14 protein-coding genes are annotated in these 17,851 nt (G+C 64.9%); 1 reads left to right on the top strand and 13 read right to left on the bottom strand.

What is annotated here, in order from left to right; all coding sequences use genetic code 11:
* Positions 1-44: 44 nt before the first annotated feature.
* The 12 genes from HV786_RS15930 to HV786_RS15875 form a co-directional block, all read right to left on the bottom strand.
* Positions 45-707, bottom strand: coding sequence for a response regulator (locus HV786_RS15930; protein ID WP_128828266.1), 663 nt, complete (start codon positions 705-707; stop codon positions 45-47).
* Positions 708-721: 14 nt separating this feature from the next.
* On the bottom strand, positions 722-2,659 hold the full coding sequence (locus tag HV786_RS15925) for a type IV pili methyl-accepting chemotaxis transducer N-terminal domain-containing protein (protein ID WP_128828265.1): 1,938 nt from the start codon (positions 2,657-2,659) through the stop codon (positions 722-724).
* 92 nt (positions 2,660-2,751) lie between these two features.
* Positions 2,752-3,249, bottom strand: a complete 498-nt coding sequence (mobB, locus tag HV786_RS15920; RefSeq protein ID WP_128828264.1) for a molybdopterin-guanine dinucleotide biosynthesis protein B — start codon at positions 3,247-3,249, stop codon at positions 2,752-2,754.
* Positions 3,246-3,911, bottom strand: coding sequence for a carbonic anhydrase (locus HV786_RS15915; protein WP_056318361.1), 666 nt, complete (start codon positions 3,909-3,911; stop codon positions 3,246-3,248). Before HV786_RS15915 ends, mobB begins: the two co-directional genes overlap by 4 nt.
* A 1-nt stretch (position 3,912) precedes the next feature.
* Positions 3,913-4,911 (bottom strand): GTP 3',8-cyclase MoaA, encoded by a 999-nt coding sequence (moaA, locus tag HV786_RS15910; RefSeq protein ID WP_175211253.1) that lies wholly within the window; start codon positions 4,909-4,911, stop codon positions 3,913-3,915.
* The gene (locus HV786_RS15905) at positions 4,908-5,669 is read right to left on the bottom strand and encodes a peptidylprolyl isomerase (RefSeq protein WP_128828242.1); all 762 of its coding nucleotides are present in this window, start codon (positions 5,667-5,669) and stop codon (positions 4,908-4,910) included. The genes moaA and HV786_RS15905 overlap by 4 nt, the downstream gene beginning before the upstream one ends.
* Before the next feature lie 22 nt (positions 5,670-5,691).
* Positions 5,692-6,375 (bottom strand): respiratory nitrate reductase subunit gamma, encoded by a 684-nt coding sequence (gene narI / locus HV786_RS15900; RefSeq protein ID WP_063951844.1) that lies wholly within the window; start codon positions 6,373-6,375, stop codon positions 5,692-5,694.
* An 18-nt stretch (positions 6,376-6,393) separates the two neighbouring features.
* Complete coding sequence (gene narJ, locus HV786_RS15895; protein WP_056318347.1) at positions 6,394-7,041, bottom strand: nitrate reductase molybdenum cofactor assembly chaperone; 648 nt, start codon at positions 7,039-7,041, stop codon at positions 6,394-6,396.
* A 15-nt stretch (positions 7,042-7,056) separates the two neighbouring features.
* Complete coding sequence (gene narH, locus HV786_RS15890) at positions 7,057-8,622, bottom strand: nitrate reductase subunit beta (RefSeq protein WP_128828241.1); 1,566 nt, start codon at positions 8,620-8,622, stop codon at positions 7,057-7,059.
* Positions 8,619-12,362, bottom strand: coding sequence for a nitrate reductase subunit alpha (locus HV786_RS15885; protein WP_128828240.1), 3,744 nt, complete (start codon positions 12,360-12,362; stop codon positions 8,619-8,621). The genes narH and HV786_RS15885 overlap by 4 nt, the downstream gene beginning before the upstream one ends.
* A 219-nt stretch (positions 12,363-12,581) precedes the next feature.
* A complete protein-coding gene (locus HV786_RS15880; RefSeq protein WP_128828239.1) occupies positions 12,582-13,967 on the bottom strand; it encodes a NarK family nitrate/nitrite MFS transporter in 1,386 nt (461 codons plus the stop codon).
* 26 nt (positions 13,968-13,993) lie between these two features.
* Complete coding sequence (locus tag HV786_RS15875; protein ID WP_056318336.1) at positions 13,994-15,253, bottom strand: MFS transporter; 1,260 nt, start codon at positions 15,251-15,253, stop codon at positions 13,994-13,996.
* 242 nt (positions 15,254-15,495) lie between these two features.
* On the opposite strand from HV786_RS15875, the gene HV786_RS15870 reads away from it, so the two are divergent.
* On the top strand, positions 15,496-16,746 hold the full coding sequence (locus tag HV786_RS15870) for an NnrS family protein (RefSeq protein WP_128828238.1): 1,251 nt from the start codon (positions 15,496-15,498) through the stop codon (positions 16,744-16,746).
* Positions 16,747-16,750: 4 nt separating this feature from the next.
* Here HV786_RS15870 and HV786_RS15865 read toward each other — a convergent pair whose 3' ends face one another.
* Positions 16,751-17,707 carry a molecular chaperone DnaJ gene (locus HV786_RS15865; protein ID WP_128828237.1) on the bottom strand — a complete coding sequence of 319 codons (957 nt, stop codon included), beginning with the start codon at positions 17,705-17,707 and terminating at the stop codon, positions 16,751-16,753.
* Positions 17,708-17,851 lie beyond the last annotated feature (144 nt).

The raw sequence follows: 17,851 nt of genomic DNA, 5'->3' as shown, positions 1-17,851 counted from the left end.
CGAAAATCAAACGGCGTGGCGCGCGCGGCGCCTTTTTGTGCGGCCTATTCCTCGGTGTACAGGCCGCGCTCCACGGCATAGACAGCGACCTGCACACGGCTCGTCAGGTTGAGCTTCTTCAGCACGTTCTGCACATGGATCTTCACGGTGCTTTCGCTCACGTCCAGTTCGCGCGCGATGACCTTGTTGCTGGCCCCGCGCGCCAGCCATTGCACGATCTGGGTTTCACGCGCGGTAAGACGATGGCGCTCGGCCGAGCCGGGTGGCGGCGGCGTCTGGCTGGCCTGGCCGCGGAACTGTTCGACGAGCTTGGCCGTCATGCTGTCAGCAATCACGGCTTCGCCGTTGGCGGCGCGGCGGATGGCGGACACCAGCGCGTCCGCGTCGATGTTCTTGACGAGATAGCCGCGGGCGCCGTCGCGAAGCGCCTGGCCAAGCTCATCGGCCTCTTCCGAGACTGTCAGGATGATGACCGCGCAATTGGGCAGGTCCTGCGTCAGCAATTGCAGCGTTTCCAGCCCCGACAGGCCGGGCAGGTTCAGGTCGAGCAGCACGACGTCGGGTTTGAGCTCCTTGGCGCGTTTCAAGCCTTCGACGCCGTCGCCCGCCTCGGCCACGACCTCGAAGTCGGGCTGGCGCTGCAACAGCAGGCGGACACCGGAGCGGAACAGGGTGTGGTCGTCGATGAGCAGGATGCGGATGGTCATGATGGGCCAGGATGTCAGGCTGCCTGGCGTTCGGCGCCAGGCAAGGTGAGCGCCACGCGCGTGCCGGCGCCGGGCTGCGATTCGAGTTTTATCACGGCGCGCATGCGGGCGGCGCGCTCGCGCATGATGTGCAGGCCGACATGGGATTCGCCCCGTTCGGCGACGTCGGCCGGGTCGTAGCCCTGGCCGTCGTCCGAAATCAGCAAGGTGAAATCCCGGCCATTCTCAACGGCGATCCGCACGCGGCTGGCTTCCGAGTGCTTGCGCACATTGGACAGCGCTTCCTGCAGGATGAACAGCACCTGCAACTGCTGCTCCGGCTGCAACGGCGCGCCCTCGCCCTGGGTAAACGTCAGGTCGGTGTCGATGGCGGTCTGGCGGCGAAAACGGGAAACCGTGTCCTCGATGGCGGCTTGCAGGTCGCCTTGCGACAACTTGCTGCGGAAGTTGGTCAGGAGTTCGCGCACGTCCTGGTAGCTTTCGTCCACGCCGGTGCGCAAGAGCGGCAGGATCTCGCTGACCTCTTCCTCGTCGCCGCGCTTGATCGCGGCATCGAGCATCTGCAATTGCAGGTTCAGGAAGTTCAGGCCTTGGGCAAGGCTGTCGTGCAGGCCCTGCGCCACGAGTCCGCGCTCCTGGACCACAGCCAATTGACGCGCCTGCGCGCTCAGCCGCCGGTTGTCCAGCGCCACGCCCAGGTGCTGGCCCAGCGTTTCCAGCAACTGCGACTCGGACGCGGCCAGCCGACGGTGCGTGCGGAAATGCAGCGAATACGAACCCAGCACTTCGTCGCGCGTCACGATGCGAAACACCGCCACGCTGGCAAAGCCCTCGCGCTGGCAGTTCAGATCCAGTTCGGGCGGCGACTGGCGGAAGTCCTGAATGACGATCACACCCGCCTTGCGGGTGGCGACACCGCAATAGCAGTCGTCGACCTTCATGCAGTGTTCGGACTCGACCAATTCTTCGGACAGGCCCACGGACACCACGAGGTTCAGTTTTTCGTTGTTGGGATCCAGCGCCCGGATGCTGCCTGCTTCGGCATCGAACTGCAGCATCACGCGGCGCAGGAAGCCATCGCACATGGCCTCGATTTCATTGGGCTGGTTCAGGAACGCCGCCATGTCATACAGCGCCCCGATGTCGCGATTCTGCGCGGCCAACTGCGCCGTCTTCTGTTCCACCCGCTGCTCCAGACTGGTGTACAAGTCCTGCAGTTCGTCCGCCATGCGGTTGTAGCCGCGGGCCAGCACGCCGAACTCGTCCTGGCTTTCGACCGGCAGGCGGCTGCTGAACTCGCGGTCGGCCATGCGCTGCAGGCCGTCGCGTAGACGCAGCACCGGTGAAATGATCCACAGATACAGCAGGTAGATCATGGCAAGCGTGCCCGCGCTGGCGATTGCCGCCAACACGCCCTGCGACAGCCGCAGGGACGTGGTCTTGCCGGCATTGTCCTGTTCGATCATCCGGACCAGCGTATCGGCGCGCGCCACGAATTCGGGCAGCGTTTCCAGGTAGCTTGATGCGTCCGGCTGGCCAATGGCGCGCAGCGCCGCCGGCTTCATGATGTCGCGCCAGTAAGCGGCCACGTCGTGCCATTGGGCGCGGATCGCGTTGTCGTTGGGAATGAAGAGCGGCCGCGCGGGGTTGCCCCGTGCCAGGCGCGCGATGGTGTCGTCCAGAATGGCAATCTGTTCGGTGGTGCGCACTTCGCGCCCGGCCTGCGGCCGCATCAGTTCGACGGCGACGCGATTGGCCCGCATCCGCAGGCTGCCAGTATCGTTGATGGCCGCGCCCGCGCCTTCGAGTTGCCAGGACAGCCACAGCGTCCAGCTCACCATGGACAGCACCACGACCAGCGCCAGCAGCGAGCTTGCCACGATGCGCGTGGACAGGCGGTGCCGGGGCGACGGCAGCGCGTCGGAGGGAGTGGCGGTATTCGAGGACTTCATGGGTGTCGGGGCGAAAAGCGCGGATCGGGTATCAGTGTAGTCGCTTCCCGCCCGCTTTCCGGCGCGATTGCGCGCGTTTTAGCCCCATGCGATCAGGCCAAACCGAGGGTGCGGCACAGAAAATCGGCAACCTGGGCAGGGTCGTTCAGGGGCAGGCAGGGCAAAGCGATTTCAAGCGGCGCATCCGTCACGACGGCCAGGAATGAAGGATCTTCGGCGTGCAGCGGCGGCTTGCCCAGCGCGGGGCGGTAGACCTCGATACGCGGAATCGCGGCCTGCTTGAAGCCCTCGACCAGCACCAGATCGGCGGGCGACAGGCGCGCCAGTTGCGCCTCAAGCGTGGGTTCCGGCGTGTCGCGCAGTTCATGCACGATGGCATACCGGTATGGCGAGGCAATCATGACTTCCTGCGCGCCCGCGGTCCGAAAGCGCGCGCTGTCCTTGCCGGGGGGCTCCATCTGAAAATCATGATGGCTGTGCTTGATGACGTTCACCCGCAGGCCGCGCGCGCCAAGCAGCGGCAGCATGGCCTCGATCAGGGTGGTCTTGCCGCTGCCGGAGCGGCCGGCGATACCGAATACGGGAGTCATACGAGTGCGGGTTCCGTCAGCAAGGGACATACGATGGGCAAAAACGTGTCCGCCCGCGGGGAGTATGCCAGCAAAGCGCCCGCCACCAGGTCGAAATACCACCCATGCAGGGACAGGCTTCCCGCGTCGACCGCCCGCCGCACGAAAGGCAGGTCCTCCAGGTTGCGCAGCGAGATCAGGATGGAGGCCTGCTCGCAGGCGCGCCGGCGCTCTTCCTTGGTGGCGTCCGGCATCTGCCGCAGCACCTGTTCGCGCGCGGGTTCGGCGATGTCCATCCAGCGCCCAAGATAGTCGGTCTCGCCGTCGCGGCGGATGCCGCGCTCCATCAGTGCGCGGATCCCGCCGCATTGGGCGTGTCCCAGCACGATGATGCGGCTGACCTGCAATTGTTCGACGGCAAACTGGATTGCCGCCAGAACGCCTTGAAGGCCGCGGTCCTTGCTGCACGGCGGCACCAGATTGGCCACATTGCGCACGGTAAAGATGTCGCCGGGATCACACCCTAGCAGCATGGCCGGGTCCACGCGGGAATCGCAACAGCCGATCAGCAATGTACTGGGATGCTGGCCGTCGCGCAGGTTGCGGTACAGCGACGGCGCGTCTTCGTAATACTGTTGCTGAAAGCGCTGGAAGCCGCCCACCAGTCGTTCAAGATCCTGCATGTCAGCCTCCCGTTTGCGACATGAAGCGCACGATGCGTTCGGGCCGGGCATTGAATTCGTGGCGCTCCGGCTTGGCGGCGATGCCCGCCCGGATGGCCTGGATGAGATCGGCGTCGCTGGCGCCCGCGCGCAGCAAGCGTCCGAGCGGCACTTGGTCTTCCTGGCCCAGGCACAGATACAAGGTGCCGTCCACGCCCAGCCGCACGCGGTTGCAGGTGGCGCAGAAATGACGCGACATGGGGGTGATGACGCCCAGCACGGGCGCGCCCTGTCCGCTGGTCCAGTAGCGCGCCGGGCCGTTGCGTGATTCGGCCAGCGATGGCACCAGCCCGGCGTCGGCGGCCAGGCGCGCGCCCATCGCGTTCAGGTCGGTGTGCGTAAAGCCGCGGCCGCACTCGCCCATCGGCATCGGTTCGATCAGCCGCAGCACGAAGCCCTGCTCCACCGCATAGGACAGCAGGCGGCGAACTTCGGATTCCGGCGTGGCCGCATGCACCACGCTGTTGAGCTTGATTGGGGAAAAGCCAGCCTGCCGCGCGGCCGACAATCCGGCCAGCACGGCGTCCAGGCAATCGCGTCCCGTGATCTGCGAGAACGCTGCCGCGTCCAGCGTGTCCAGGCTGATGTTCAGACGGTCCACCCCCGCCGCGCGCAGCGACTGCGCATGGCGCGATAGCTGCGTGGCGTTGGTGGACACGGACAGGTCGCGCAGCCCGGGCATGGCGGCGATGGTGGCGGCCAGCCCGGCAACGCCCTTGCGCAGCAGCGGCTCGCCGCCCGTAAGCCTGACCTTGGCCACGCCCAGGCTCACGAACAGCCCGACCAGCCGGACCATTTCGTCGTGGGTCATCCAGTTGGCCGGCGTTTCAAAGCCCTTGAAATCCTTGGGCAGGCAATAGCTGCAACGCAGGTCGCAGCGATCGGTGACCGAAACGCGCAGATAGTCGATGCGGCGGCCAAAGCCGTCCGCCAGGGCAGCAGGGGCTGGCTCGTCCATCATGCGGCGCTCCCGGCGAAGACCCGTTCGGGTTCGCCGTCGTCCAGATCGATGCCCGAGATCTTGGCGCGCCCGACCAGCAGCTTGGTGTATTGCCGCCAGGCGGTATCGCGGCTCATGGACGTGAGCGCCGTGGCAATCTGCTTGGCCACGTGTTCGTAGGGCAAGAGCCGCCCTTCGACACGCCGAACCACGCGCACGATGTGCAGGCCGTGCCGCGTCTGCAGCAACTGCGGCAGCAAGCCGCCCGAAGGCAGCGCGAACACCGCGCGTTCGAATTCCGGCACGGTGTCGCCGCGCCCCAGTTGGCCCAGATTGCCGCCTACGGCCCCGGACGGGCAATTGGATTGTTCGCGGGCCACCTCGGCGAACCGGGACGGGTCGGCCAGCAGCTCGGCCAGCACCACGTTGGCATGCGCCTTCAGCATGTCCAGGTTCACGTCGGGCGTGACCTGGAACAGGATGTGGTCGGCCTCGACCAGTTCGCCCACCATGAAGCGCTCGGGGTGCATCTGGTAGAAGCGCCGGCAAGCGGCGTCGTCGGCTTCGGGCGCCGGGGCCTGACTGGCGAGCAAGGCGCCGATGGCGCTTTCCTCGTCGGATACATCCAGGCCCTGCCGGCCGGCCTCGTCCAGCAGGACGCGCCGCAGCACCAGGGCCGTGACGGCCTCGCGCATGGGGTTGCCGGCTTCTGCGTGCAAGGGCAGTTCACGTTCCAGATCCGCGTCGTTCAGTTCGACGCCGTTGACGATGACAGGCATGTTCGGCTCCTAAGACGGGGAATCAGCGCGGACGGACCAGTTGCCAGGCGCGGCCCAGGTAGCCCACCGACGCGAAACCGCTCCAGACGTGCACCAGACGGGTGAACGGGAAGATCACGAAAAGCGTGAGGCCCATGAAGAGGTGCGCCTTGAACAGCAGCGGCACGCCGGCGATGTAGCTGGCAGCGTCGCCCTGGAACGTGACGATGTGCTGCGCCCAGGTCATCAGGTGCACCATCATTTCGCCGTCCATGTGGCCAGCCGACAGCACGATCGTGGACAGCCCCAGCAGCAGCGTCACCAGAATCCACAGCAACAGGATCTTGTCGCCAGGCCGCGTGGCGTGGGCGATGCGGGGGTCGGTCAGGCGGCGGTGGATCAGGATCAAGAGGCCGATCAGGCACAGCCCGCCCATCACGCCGCCCGCCACCATCGCAACCATCTGCTTGAGCGAGTGCGAAACGCCCAGCGTGTCCCACACGATGACGGGGGTGAGCAGGCCGACCAGATGCCCGAAGAACAGGCCCAGGATGCCGATGTGGAACAGGATGTTCCCCAGCCGCAACTGGCCGCGATGCAGCAGTTGCGAGCTGTCGGATTTCCAGGTGTACTGCTCGCGCTCAAAACGCGCCAGGCTGCCGAGCAGAAAGATCGTCAGTGCGATGTACGGATAGATGCCGAAAAGAAACTGGTTCAGGGAGTTCATGATGCGTCGTCCTGGGCATTAATGAGTCGCGGCGGAACGGGGATGGAAGTGCACGGTCTGCACCCCGCCTCCCGCAAACGGCCGCAGCAGCGGTTCCACGCCGTCGGGCCCGGCGCCGAAGGCCTCCATCGCCTCGTCCATGTCGCGCACCGGCGCCTCGGTCTGCACGCGCGGAATCACGCGGGACTGGGCGCGCAGCACAGCAAAGACGCAGGCGTAGGAGCTTTCGCTTTTGGCCAGGCGCGCGCCGATGGCCGCCAGCACGTGGATGGCTTCGTCCAGCAGCTCCTGGGCCGTGTCGGGATCGATGACCCCCAGGAATTCCAGGAACAGCGGCACGTGGTCCGGCAGTTCCGACACCATCGGCTCGAAGCCGTGCGCGCGGTAGGTTTCCAGCAGGTCCACCATCGCCTGGCCGCGGTCGCGGCTTTCGCCGTGGACGTGTTCGAACAGGTGCAGCGAATGCGAGCGGTTGCGGTCAAAGGTGGCGACGTAGTTCTCTTGCAGGGGAATCAGGTCGTTCGAGGCCAGGTAGCTGACCAGGGGCTGCAGGGTTTCCTCGGCGTCCGGATAGGCCGCCAGGGCCTCTTCCAGTTCGCCCAGGTAGTCCAGCAGCTCCGGCTCGGGGTAGCACAGCATGGCGGAAAGCAGTCGGTACAGGCTCATGGTGTTCTCCTTTCCTCAGGCCGAAACGGCCTTCTTGCGCGACTTGGGCATTTCAATGAAGATCTCGCTGCCCTGCGGCTTGCGGCCGAACAAGGTGCCTTCCGACACGCCGCCCGAGCAGCCGTTGCCAAAGGTGAAGCCGCAGCTGCCCTTCTCGTTGAAGCTGTCCTCGACCACTTCCTTGTGGCTGCTGGGCACGACGAAGCGGTCTTCGTAGTTGGCGATGGCCATGATGCGGTACATGTCCTGCACCGTTTCCTCGGACAGGCCCACCTGATCCAGCAGGGCCGTGTCGCGTTCGCCGTGGACGGTCTCGGACCGCTTGAACGCGCGCATGGCCAGCATGCGTTCCAGAGCTTGCAGCACCGGCGCTTCCTTGCCGGCGGTCAGCAGGTTGGCCAGGTAGCGCACGGGGATGCGCAGCGTCGACACGTCGGGAATCATGCCGCTCTTGCCCACGGTGCGCTGGGGCATCTTGCCGGACTCGGCGGCCGTCTGGATGGGCGACAGCGGCGGGATGTACCAGACCATGGGCAGCGTGCGGTATTCCGGGTGCAGCGGGAAGGCCACCTTCCATTCGACGGCCATCTTGTAGACGGGCGAATTGCGCGCGGCTTCCAGCCAAGATTCCGGGATGCCCTGCTCGCGCGCCGCGGCGATTACCTCGGGCGAATGCGGGTCCAGGAACAGGTCGAGCTGCGACTGATACAGATCCTGCTCGTTAGCGGTGGCGGCGGCAGTTTCGATCTGGTCGGCGTCATACAGCAGCACGCCCAGGTAGCGGATGCGGCCCACGCAGGTTTCCGAGCACACGGTCGGCTGGCCGGCCTCGATGCGCGGATAGCAGAACGTGCACTTCTCGGCCTTGCCGCTGTTCCAGTTGTAGTAGATCTTCTTGTACGGGCAACCCGAGATGCACATGCGCCATCCGCGGCACTTGTCCTGATCGACCAGGACGATGCCGTCGTCTTCGCGCTTGTAGATGGAACCGGACGGGCAGCTGGCGACACAGGCCGGGTTCAGGCAGTGTTCGCACAGGCGCGGCAGGTACATCATGAAGGTGTTCTCGAACGTCGAGTACATCTCTTTCTGCACGCCTTCGAAGAGTGCATCGCGGCTGCGCGAGCTGAACTCGCCGCCCAGGTCGTCTTCCCAGTTCGGGCCCCAATGGATCTTGTCCATCTTCTTGCCCGTCAGCACCGACACCGGACGCGCGGTGGGCGGCGTCTGCGACAGCGGCGCGTTCTTCAGGTGCTCGTAGTCGTAAGTGAACGGCTCGTAGTAGTCGTCGATGGCGGGCAGGTTCGGGTTGGCGAACAGGTTGGCCAGGATGCGCAGCTTGCCGCCTTGGCGCGGCTCCAGCTTGCCGGCGGCCGTGCGGCTCCAGCCGCCCTTCCACTTTTCCTGGTTTTCCCATTCCTTCGGATAGCCGATGCCGGGCTTGGTTTCGACGTTGTTGAACCACGCGTACTCGACACCGTCGCGGCTGGTCCAGACGTTCTTGCAGGTGACCGAGCAAGTGTGGCAGCCAATGCACTTGTCCAGGTTCAGCACCATGCCGATTTGGGCGCGTATCCTCATGATTGCTTCTCTTCTTGTTGCAGTTCTTCGACGAGCGGGCCTTCCAGCCAGTCCACCTTCTTCATCTTGCGCACGACCACGAACTCGTCGCGGTTGGCGCCCACGGTGCCGTAGTAGTTGAAACCGTAGGCCTGCTGCGCGTATCCGCCGATCATGTGCGTGGGCTTGAGCACCGTGCGCGTGACCGAGTTATGGATGCCGCCGCGCTTGCCGCTGGTTTCAGCGCCCGGCACGTTCACGATCTTTTCCTGTGCGTGGTACATCAGGCACATGCCGACCGGAACGCGCTGGCTCACGACCACCCGGGCGGTCAGCGTGCCGTTCACGTTGAACACTTCCACCCAGTCGTTGTCGACCAGTCCGGCCTGCTTGGCCTCGGCTTCGGACACCCACACGTGGGGGCCGCCGCGGCTCAAGGTCAGCATGCGCAGGTTGTCCGAGTACGTGCTGTGGATGCCCCACTTCTGGTGCGGCGTGATCCAGTTCAGGACCAGCTCCTTTTCGCCGTTCGGGTATTTGCCCAGCATGGGCGCAACCGTCTTGGTGTCGATGGCGGGCTTGTACACGCACGAGCCCTCGCCAAAGTCCAGCATCCAGCGGTGATCCTGGTAGAACTGCTGGCGGCCGGTCAGGGTGCGCCATGGGATCAGTTCATGGACGTTGGTGTAGCCGGCGTTGTAGCTGACCTCTTCGCTTTCCAGACCGGACCAGGTGGGCGCCGAAATGATCTTGCGCGGCTGCGCCTGGATGTCGCGGAAGCGGATCTTGTCGTGCTCGCGTCCGACCGCCAGGTGCGTGTGGTCGCGTCCGGTGATCTTGCCCAGCGCTTCCCAAGCCTTGACCGACACATGGCCGTTGGTCTCAGGTGCGAAGGTCAGGATCATCTCGGCCGCGTCGATCGCCGTATCCAGGCGCGGACGGCCCTGGCTGACGCCGGATTCCGTGACGCTCTCGTTGATGCCGGCCAGCTCGTGGACCTCGTGCTGGGTGTTCCAGTTGATGCCCTTGCCGCCGTTGCCCAGCTTGTCCAGCAACGGACCCACCGACGTGAACTTGCGGTAGATGTCGTTGTAGTCACGTTCGACCACCGTCATGGACGGGGCCGTCTTGCCCGGAATCAGGTCGCATTCGCCGAGCTTCCAGTCCTTGGGTTCGAAGGCCTGGCCCAGTTCTCCCGGGGTGTCGTGCATCAGCGGGGTCAGCACCAGGTCGCGGCGCTTGCCCAAGTAGGGACCACCGATTTCGCTGAATTTCTTGGCCAGCAGCTTGTAGATTTCCCAGTCAGTCTTGCTTTCCCAGAGCGGCTGCACGGCTTCGCTGAGCGGATGGATGAAGGGGTGCATGTCGGACGTGTTGAGGTCGTCCTTTTCGTACCAGGTGGCCGTCGGCAGCACGATGTCGCCGTAAAGGCACGTGGTGCTCATGCGGAAGTCCAGCACGGTCAGGAGGTCCAGCTTGCCTTCGGCCGCGTCGTCCTCAAAGGTGACTTCGGACGGCTTGATGGCGTCGGCCTCATCGCCGAACACGGCGTTCTGGGTGCCCAACAGGTACTTCAGGAAGTACTCGTGACCCTTGCCGCTGGAGCCCAGAATGTTGGAGCGCCACACGAACATGTTGCGCGGGAAGTTGGCGGGATCGTCCGGGTTTTCGCAGGACATGCGCAGCTCGCCCGACTTCATCTGTTCGACGGCGTGCGCGACGGGATCCTTGCCCAGGCTGTCGGCCTGCGCCACGACGTCCAGTGGATTGGTGCGCAGCTGCGGCGCCGACGGCAGCCAGCCCATGCGCTCGGCGCGGGCGTTCAGGTCGATCATGCTGAGTTCGCTGTACTTGGCGCGGTCGGCGGTGGGGCCGAGCACTTCCTGCACGTTCAGCTTTTCGTGGCGCCATTGGCTGGTGTGCGCGTAGAAGAATGAGGTGCCGTTCATCTGGCGCGGCGGGCGCACCCAGTCGGCGGCAAACGCCAGCGGGGCCCAGCCGAACTGCGGGCGCAGCTTTTCCTGGCCCACGTAGTGCGCCCAGCCGCCGCCGCTCTTGCCGACGCAACCGCACATCATCAGCATGTTGATGATGCCGCGGTAGATCATGTCCATGTGGTACCAGTGGTTCAGGCCGGCGCCGACGATGACCATGGACTTGCCTTCGGTGTCGTGCGCATTCTGGGCGAACTCGCGCGCCACCTGGATGACCTGCGCGCGCGGCACGGTGGTGTGCTTTTCCTGCCAGGCGGGCGTATAGGGAACGTCGTCATCGTACGAGGACGCGACGTTGCCGCCGCCCAGGCCGCGATCCAGGCCGTAGTTGGCCATCTGCAGGTCGTACACGGTGGCTACCAGCGCGTCGGTGCCGTCAGCCAGGCGGATGCGGCGGGCGGGCACGTTGCGAACCAGCAGCTCGTCGTGTTCGCTGCCGAAGTACGGGAAGCCCACGCCGACCACTTCGTCGGACTTGTCCAGAAGGCTGAGCGTGGGGAGGATTTCGCGGCCCGAGCCGCCATCCTTGGATTCCAGGTTCCAGCGGCCGACCTTTTCGCCGCCGTTGACGGCGCCCTCGCCCCAGCGAAAGCCGATGCTGCCGTTGGGCGCCACCAGATCGCCGGTGGACTCGTCCAGCACCAGCGTCTTCCAGTCGGGGTTGTTCTGTTCGCCAAGCGCGTTGTCCAGCTGCGAGGCGCGCAGGAAGTGGTCAGGGGCGTAGAAGCCGTCGCGTTCCTTGAGCTGCACCAGCATCGGCATGTCGGTGTAGCGGCGCACGTAGTCCGTGAAGTAGGCCGACTTGCCCGACAGGTGGAATTCCTTGAGGATGACGTGGCCCATGGCCATGGCGAGCGCGGCGTCGGTGCCCTGCTTGGGCGCCAGCCAGATGTCGCCGAACTTGACCATTTCGCCGAAGTCGCTGGACACGGCCACGGTCTTGGTTCCCTTGTAGCGGACTTCGGTGTAGAAGTGCGCGTCCGGGGTGCGGGTCTGCGGGACGTTCGAGCCCCAGACCATCAGGTAGGTGGAGTTGTACCAGTCGGCCGATTCGGGCACGTCGGTCTGTTCGCCCCAGATCTGGGGGCTGGCGGGGGGAAGATCGCAGTACCAGTCGTAGAAGCTGAGGCAGGCGCCGCCCAAAAGGCTAAGGTAGCGGGCGCCGGCGGCGTAGCTGACCATCGACATGGCGGGAATCGGCGAGAACCCGATCACGCGGTCCGGGCCGTACTTCTTGATGGTGAGCGCGTTGGCCGCAGCAATGATTTCCGTGGCGGTGTCCCAATCGGCGCGGACGAAGCCGCCCAGGCCGCGCACCGACTTGTAGCGCTTGGCGCGCTTGGGATCCTGGCTGATCCATTCCCAGGCCGCGATCGGGTCCATCGTCTTGCGGGCTTCGCGCCACATTTCGATCAGGCGGCCGCGGATCATGGGGTACTTCACGCGCTGCGCCGAATACACATACCAGCTGTACGACGCGCCACGAGGACAGCCGCGCGGCTCGTGGTTGGGCAGGTCGGGACGGGTGCGGGGGTAGTCGGTTTGCTGGGTTTCCCAGGTGATCAGGCCGTTCTTGACATACACCTTCCAGGAGCAGGAGCCGGTGCAGTTCACGCCGTGGGTGGAACGCACCACCTTGTCGTGCTGCCAGCGGGCGCGGTAGGCGTTCTCCCACTTGCGGTCCTCGTTGACGGTTTCGCCGTGACCGTTCGCGAAGGTGGACTTCACCCGCGACATGAACTTCAACCGGTCCAGAAAATGACTCATTGTGTTTCTCCAAGAACGCCGGCCTGGCCGGCGCGTACTGCGATCAATGCTGATGAAACAACTTTAGGGCTGGGCTGTCTGGCCGACCATTCGCCGGTGGCACAACCCGGGTTCGGCAGAGTGACTAGTTACCCGGGTAGGCCGAACTAGTCGTGCCGCGCAAGGCCGCCGGGGCCCGGCCACGCAATGAGTGCGCAGCCGGGCCCCGGCGAACGCTCCTTAGCAGGGAATGGGCGCGTTGCGGCGTGCGTAGTACCACCACGTGATCAGCATGCAGGTGGCATAGAAGGCGATGAAGCAGAACAGCGCGGTCTGGACGCTGCCCGTCATTTCGAGCGACGTGCCGAAGCTGCGCGGGATGAAAAAACCGCCGTAGGCCCCGATGGCGCCGGAAAAGCCCAGCACCGCGGCCGATTCCTTGGCCGCCTCCGACATGGCCTGCTTCTGCGCGGCCGGACCCTTGCCCTGCGCCGCCTGCGTGCGTTCGCGCAGGAAGATCACCGGAATCATGCGGAACGTGGAACCGTTGCCCAGGCCGGTCAGCGCGAAAAGCACGATGAACATGGCCAAAAAGCCGTTGAAATCGCCCAGGCGGCCCTCACCCGGCAGGAACGTCACGACGCCGGCCACCGCGGCGATCATGGCCGCGAAGGTGAAGAGCGTGACCCGGGCGCCGCCCAGCTTGTCGGAGATCCAGCCGCCCACGGGACGCGTCAGCGATCCGACCAGCGGTCCCAGAAAGGCGTATGCCATGGGGTTGACGGTGGGAAACAGCGTCTTGGTCAGCATTGCGAAGCCCGCCGAGAAGCCGATGAACGACCCGAACGTGCCCACGTAAAGCCAGCACATCAGCCAGTTGTGCTTGCGCTTGAAGATGACGGCCTGGTCGGCGAACGAGGCGCGCGCATCGGCGATGTCGTTCATGCCGAACCACGCGGCGATGGACGCCAGCGCGATGGGGATCACCCAGATGAAGCCCGCGTTCTGCAGCCACAGATTTTGCTGCGCGCCATTGGCGTTGATGACCTGCGGCTCGCCGCCGGCAACGCCGAAGACGCCCATGGTGATGACGACGGGCACGACGAACTGCACCAACGACACGCCCAGGTTGCCGATGCCGGCGTTCAGGCCCGTTGCCAGCCCCTTCTTTTCCTTGGGAAAGAAAAAGCTGATGTTGGCCATGCTGGAGCTGAAGTTGCCGCCGCCCAGGCCGCACAGCAGCGCCAGCACCAGAAGGGTCGGAAACGAGGTGGTGGGATCGCGCAGCGCGAAACCCATGCCCAGCGCCGGAATCAGCAGCGAGGCAGTGGAGATGGCCGTCCATTTGCGCCCGCCGAACACGGGCACTAGGAACGAGTAGAAGATGCGCAGCGTCGCGCCCGACAGCGCGGGCAGCGCCGTCAGCCAGAAGAGCTGGTTCTTGGACAGCATGAAGCCGGCGCGGTCAAGGTTGACGACGACCACGCTCCAGAGCATCCAGATGCTGAACGCCAGCATCAGCGCCGGGATCGAGATCCACAGATTGCGGTTGGCGACGCGCGCGCCCGTCTGTTTCCAGAAACCGGGATTATCCGGCTCCCAGCGCGCAAGGACTTGAGTGGACATGAGGTTCTCTCAGGATGGTGGGTGGGTCAGGCGGCTTGCTGCCGGGCGATGGCCGCGCTTTCGGGCCGGAAACTGAAGTGCATGAAGATCAGCGAGACGCAGACCGTGCCGTACAGCAGCATGAACGCGCTGGAGCGGATGCCGGTCAGGTCGAGCAGGACGCCGAACATGATGGGAAGCACGAAGCCGCCCAGGCCGCCAGCCAGTCCGACGATGCCGGACACGGCGCCGATGTTGTCGCTGAATTCATCGGAGATGAACTTGAAGACCGAGGCCTTGCCGATCGCCATGGCGATGCCGACGACGAACAGCAGGATGGTGAAGGTGACCGGGCCGAGCGCGATGCCGAAGGAACGCGGGCCGCCGGCGGTCATGACGGTGAATTCGGTTTGCGGATAGCTCAGGAGGAAGAACGCAACCCAGCACACCCACATCACCCACCACGTGGTCTTGTAGGCGCCGTAGCGGTCGGAGATCCAGCCGCCGACGGCGCGCAGCACGCCGCCGGGCAACGAGAAGCACGCGGCCAGCAGCGCGGCCAGCTTCATGTCGAAGCCGTATTCGCCGATGTAGTACTTGGTCATCCACAGGGCCAGCGCCACATAGCCGCCGAACACGACCGAGTAATACTGGCAGTAGCGCCACACACGCGGATCCTTCAGCATGGCGAACTGGGCCGACAACGAGGCGCCGCCCGCGACGCGGTGAGACGGATCGGACGACGAGAACATCCAGAACAGGATGGCGGTGACCAGCAGCGCCACGGCGTAGACCTGCGGCACGATGACCCAGGCGCCGCCGGCAGCCGCGATGAGCGCGGGGGCCACGAACTTGGTGATGGCCGAGCCCGAGTTGCCGGCGCCGAAGACGCCCATGGCCAGGCCTTGCTTGTTGCGCGGGAACCAGCGGGCCACATAGGGCGTGCCCACGGAGAACGAGCCGCCGGTCAGGCCGACGAACAGCGCCAGCACCAGGAACTGCCAATATTCCGTGGCGTATGACAGCAGCCAGATCGGCACCACCGCCAGCAGCATCAGCACGAAGAACACGGGACGGCCGCCGTAGCGATCGGTCCAGATGCCGAGCGGCACGCGCACGAGGGAGCCGGTCAGGACCGGCATGGCGGCCAGCAGGCCGAATTGCGTTTCGGACAGGCCGAGCTGCGCCTTTATTGGAATCCCCAGCACGGCAAAGATCATCCACACCGCAAAACAGATGGTGAAGGCAAACGTGCTGGATATCAGGACCCGCATCGGCGCACCGGCCGAGGATTGATGTGCTGCCATGGTTAGTCTCGCTTTTTGCTGACAAATACGTATGTCGGTAGCCTAAGCAGCCCTCCCTGTTGCAACCATTCCCCAGCCGACCAAAGGGCTATTTCCGAAGTGCCTAGTCATGCGGGTGTTCCGGACAGCCTTGCGCTGGATCAAGTGCCCGGATCGCGTCGCGATGCGGCCAGATGTAATATGTATTTCAAATACACGTTCAAAACCGCAACGGCGCGCGCCCCGCGCGCACGGGCCACACCATGACCACCCTGCTTTCCATCGACGAACCCGCAAAGAAGCCACGCCCCGCCCCGCCCGAGTGGGGCGCGTTCACTGAAATGGGTTTCCGCCCGCTGTATCTGGCGGGCTGCTTCTGGGCGCTTTTTTCGGTGTTGCTATGGGTGCACGCACCCGCGCGGCTGACTGGCGTGCTGAACGGCATGTTCTGGCATGCGCATGAAATGCTGTGGGGCTTCGTAGCCACGATTGCGGTGGGCTTCCTGCTGACGGCGGGCGCCAACTGGACGGGCAAGAATCCCCTGAAAGGCAATCCGCTTGCCGCGCTGTGCGGGCTGTGGATCGCGGCGCGCGTGGGGTATCTGGTCCCCGGGCGCACTGCCTTCGCCGTCGCGGCGGCGGCGGACTTGCTGTTTTTCCTGTGGGCGGCCGGGGCACTGGGACGCGCCGTCGTGGTCACCCGGAACCAGCGCAACTATGGCGTCCCGTTCCTTCTGCTGGCGCTGGGCGCAACCAACGGGCTGTACCTGTGGGCGACGGTCCAGGGCGACTACGTGACGCTGATGCGCTATTTCAATGCCGGGCTGCTGTCGATGGCCGTGCTGACCTTGCTGATCGCCCGGCGGGTCATGCCCTTCTTCGCCAAGCGCGCAGTTGCGGGCCTGGACATTCCTCCCCATACCAAGAGCGGTCATTGGCAGCTTGGCTTTGGCATCGTCGCCATCGCCTGCCTGCTGGCCGACGTGCAGCAGGCTGCCGCGCTGGCGCTTGCGGCAAGCGGCGCGATTGCGCTGGTGCAGTGGGTGTCCTGGAAGCCGTGGGCCGTGCGGCGCGTGCCGCTCCTGTGGATTCTCTATGCGGGGTATCTGGGTCTGGGGATCGGCCTGCTGGTGGGCGCGGCGCAACTGGCGGGCATTGTGGTCCGGCAGGCTTGGCCCGCGCACGTCATCGGCGTGGCCGGATTCTCGGTATTGATCCTGGGCATGGTGACCCGCACCGCACTCGGCCATCTGGGCCGTCCTCTGCACACGGACCGCAGCATGGTCCTGAGCTACGCGCTGATGATCCTGGCGGCGTTGCTGCGGTTGGCGGCCCTGCTACCGACCGCTGCAACGCTGGGTCTGCTGCATGCGTCGGCCAGCGCGTGGGCGCTGGCGCTGGGACTGTACCTGTGGCGGTTCTTCCCCATGATGATCCGCCCGCGCGCGGACGCGGCGGCCAAGCAGGCGGCGCCCGTCATGCGGGTGATGCCGGTGTCGCGGCCCAAGGGTTGAGGCTTCAGGACCGGCCTTCGCGCCGCTCCATCGCGGCAACTTCACGCCGCATGGCCTTGAGCCAAGCCTTGAGCAGCGATTCGTCCGAGAACTGCATGACTTCGTGTTCAAGTTCCTGGATGTACTCCTGGATGTCCTTGATGTCGTCATCCAGCTCTTGCATCACCGTTTCCGGATCGAAGGTGGCGAACGGGTCCAGCTCATAGCGCAGCGTGAAGCTTTCCTCGGCAAACTGAACCTGGGTAAGGATCTCGTCGAGCTGAGCGGCCAGCACCGCATTGGCCGCTTCCAGCTGATCGTCGGGGATGTCGGCGGCGGCCTGCACTGAGGCGCGCAGGTTGGGATCCTGGGCGGCCTGGGCCAGCCGCTCCCGCTCGGCCGCTTGCAATGCGTCCCAGGCGACGGCGTTCGTTACGGTCGGCATGCGGACCACGCGAGCGTATTCCAGCAGCTCTTCCGCGTCTTCGTCGTCGTACTGATCCTGGATGACCTGCAGCAACTGCATGGGCGACATCGAGTCCAGGTCGGCAACATCCAGGTCCAGCGCATCGGCCAGCTCTTGCCGCGCGCTTTCGGTCAGCTCGGCAAGATTGGCGTCGTAATCGGCCCCGCGGTGCTTCTTGTAGAGCGTCTTGAGCCTTGCGGTGTCGCAACCGGCCGGTAGCGCCGACTTGGCCGACAGCACCAGCAGTTCTTCCGAGAACTCCGTGACCAGTTCGGACACGAACTCGCGTTCGGCCTTGGACAGACCCATTTCCTTGTAGGCGTGGTCAAAGCACAGCACCAGCTTGTAGCGCAGCTGGTTGAGCTTATCTTCGAGCGGCCGCAGCGTCTCGGTGTATTTGTGGTGGTAATCGGCCTCGATCGACTGCCATTGCGCCAGCCGGGCCCGTTCGGCCGACAATCGTTCCTGCAGGCGTTCGCATAATTCACGCGGACTTTCGAGGGATTTTTCGCTCATGGACCCACTCCTGTTGCAAACCGGGGTATTGAAAACAGCCGCCACTCTAAACGATACGCGCAAACCCTTCTTGAATATCGGCGTCAATAACGCTAATCATTATTATTAATATAGAATCTCGGCTGTCCGCTATCCCCTTGCCTG

It is taken from the genome of Achromobacter mucicolens, from assembly GCF_902859725.1.
Classification (GTDB): Bacteria; Pseudomonadota; Gammaproteobacteria; order Burkholderiales; family Burkholderiaceae_B; genus Achromobacter; species Achromobacter mucicolens.
Note: the sequence above shows the minus strand (reverse complement) of the source record. Positions and strands in the feature narration are given on the sequence as shown.

Bases quoted from the DNA above. Each gene is read 5' to 3' on its own strand.
- HV786_RS15870 (WP_128828238.1), top strand. From the start codon at position 15,496: ATGACCACCCTGCTTTCCATCGACGAACCCGCAAAGAAGCCACGCCCC.
- HV786_RS15905 (WP_128828242.1), bottom strand. From the start codon at position 5,669: ATGCCTGTCATCGTCAACGGCGTCGAACTGAACGACGCGGATCTGGAA.
- HV786_RS15925 (WP_128828265.1), bottom strand. From the start codon at position 2,659: ATGAAGTCCTCGAATACCGCCACTCCCTCCGACGCGCTGCCGTCGCCC.
- narH (WP_128828241.1), bottom strand. From the start codon at position 8,622: ATGAGGATACGCGCCCAAATCGGCATGGTGCTGAACCTGGACAAGTGC.
- HV786_RS15885 (WP_128828240.1), bottom strand. From the start codon at position 12,362: ATGAGTCATTTTCTGGACCGGTTGAAGTTCATGTCGCGGGTGAAGTCC.
- mobB (WP_128828264.1), bottom strand. From the start codon at position 3,249: ATGACTCCCGTATTCGGTATCGCCGGCCGCTCCGGCAGCGGCAAGACC.
- moaA (WP_175211253.1), bottom strand. From the start codon at position 4,911: ATGATGGACGAGCCAGCCCCTGCTGCCCTGGCGGACGGCTTTGGCCGC.
- HV786_RS15915 (WP_056318361.1), bottom strand. From the start codon at position 3,911: ATGCAGGATCTTGAACGACTGGTGGGCGGCTTCCAGCGCTTTCAGCAA.
- HV786_RS15930 (WP_128828266.1), bottom strand. From the start codon at position 707: ATGACCATCCGCATCCTGCTCATCGACGACCACACCCTGTTCCGCTCC.
- HV786_RS15880 (WP_128828239.1), bottom strand. From the start codon at position 13,967: ATGTCCACTCAAGTCCTTGCGCGCTGGGAGCCGGATAATCCCGGTTTC.
- narI (WP_063951844.1), bottom strand. From the start codon at position 6,375: ATGAACTCCCTGAACCAGTTTCTTTTCGGCATCTATCCGTACATCGCA.
- HV786_RS15875 (WP_056318336.1), bottom strand. From the start codon at position 15,253: ATGGCAGCACATCAATCCTCGGCCGGTGCGCCGATGCGGGTCCTGATA.
- HV786_RS15865 (WP_128828237.1), bottom strand. From the start codon at position 17,707: ATGAGCGAAAAATCCCTCGAAAGTCCGCGTGAATTATGCGAACGCCTG.
- narJ (WP_056318347.1), bottom strand. From the start codon at position 7,041: ATGAGCCTGTACCGACTGCTTTCCGCCATGCTGTGCTACCCCGAGCCG.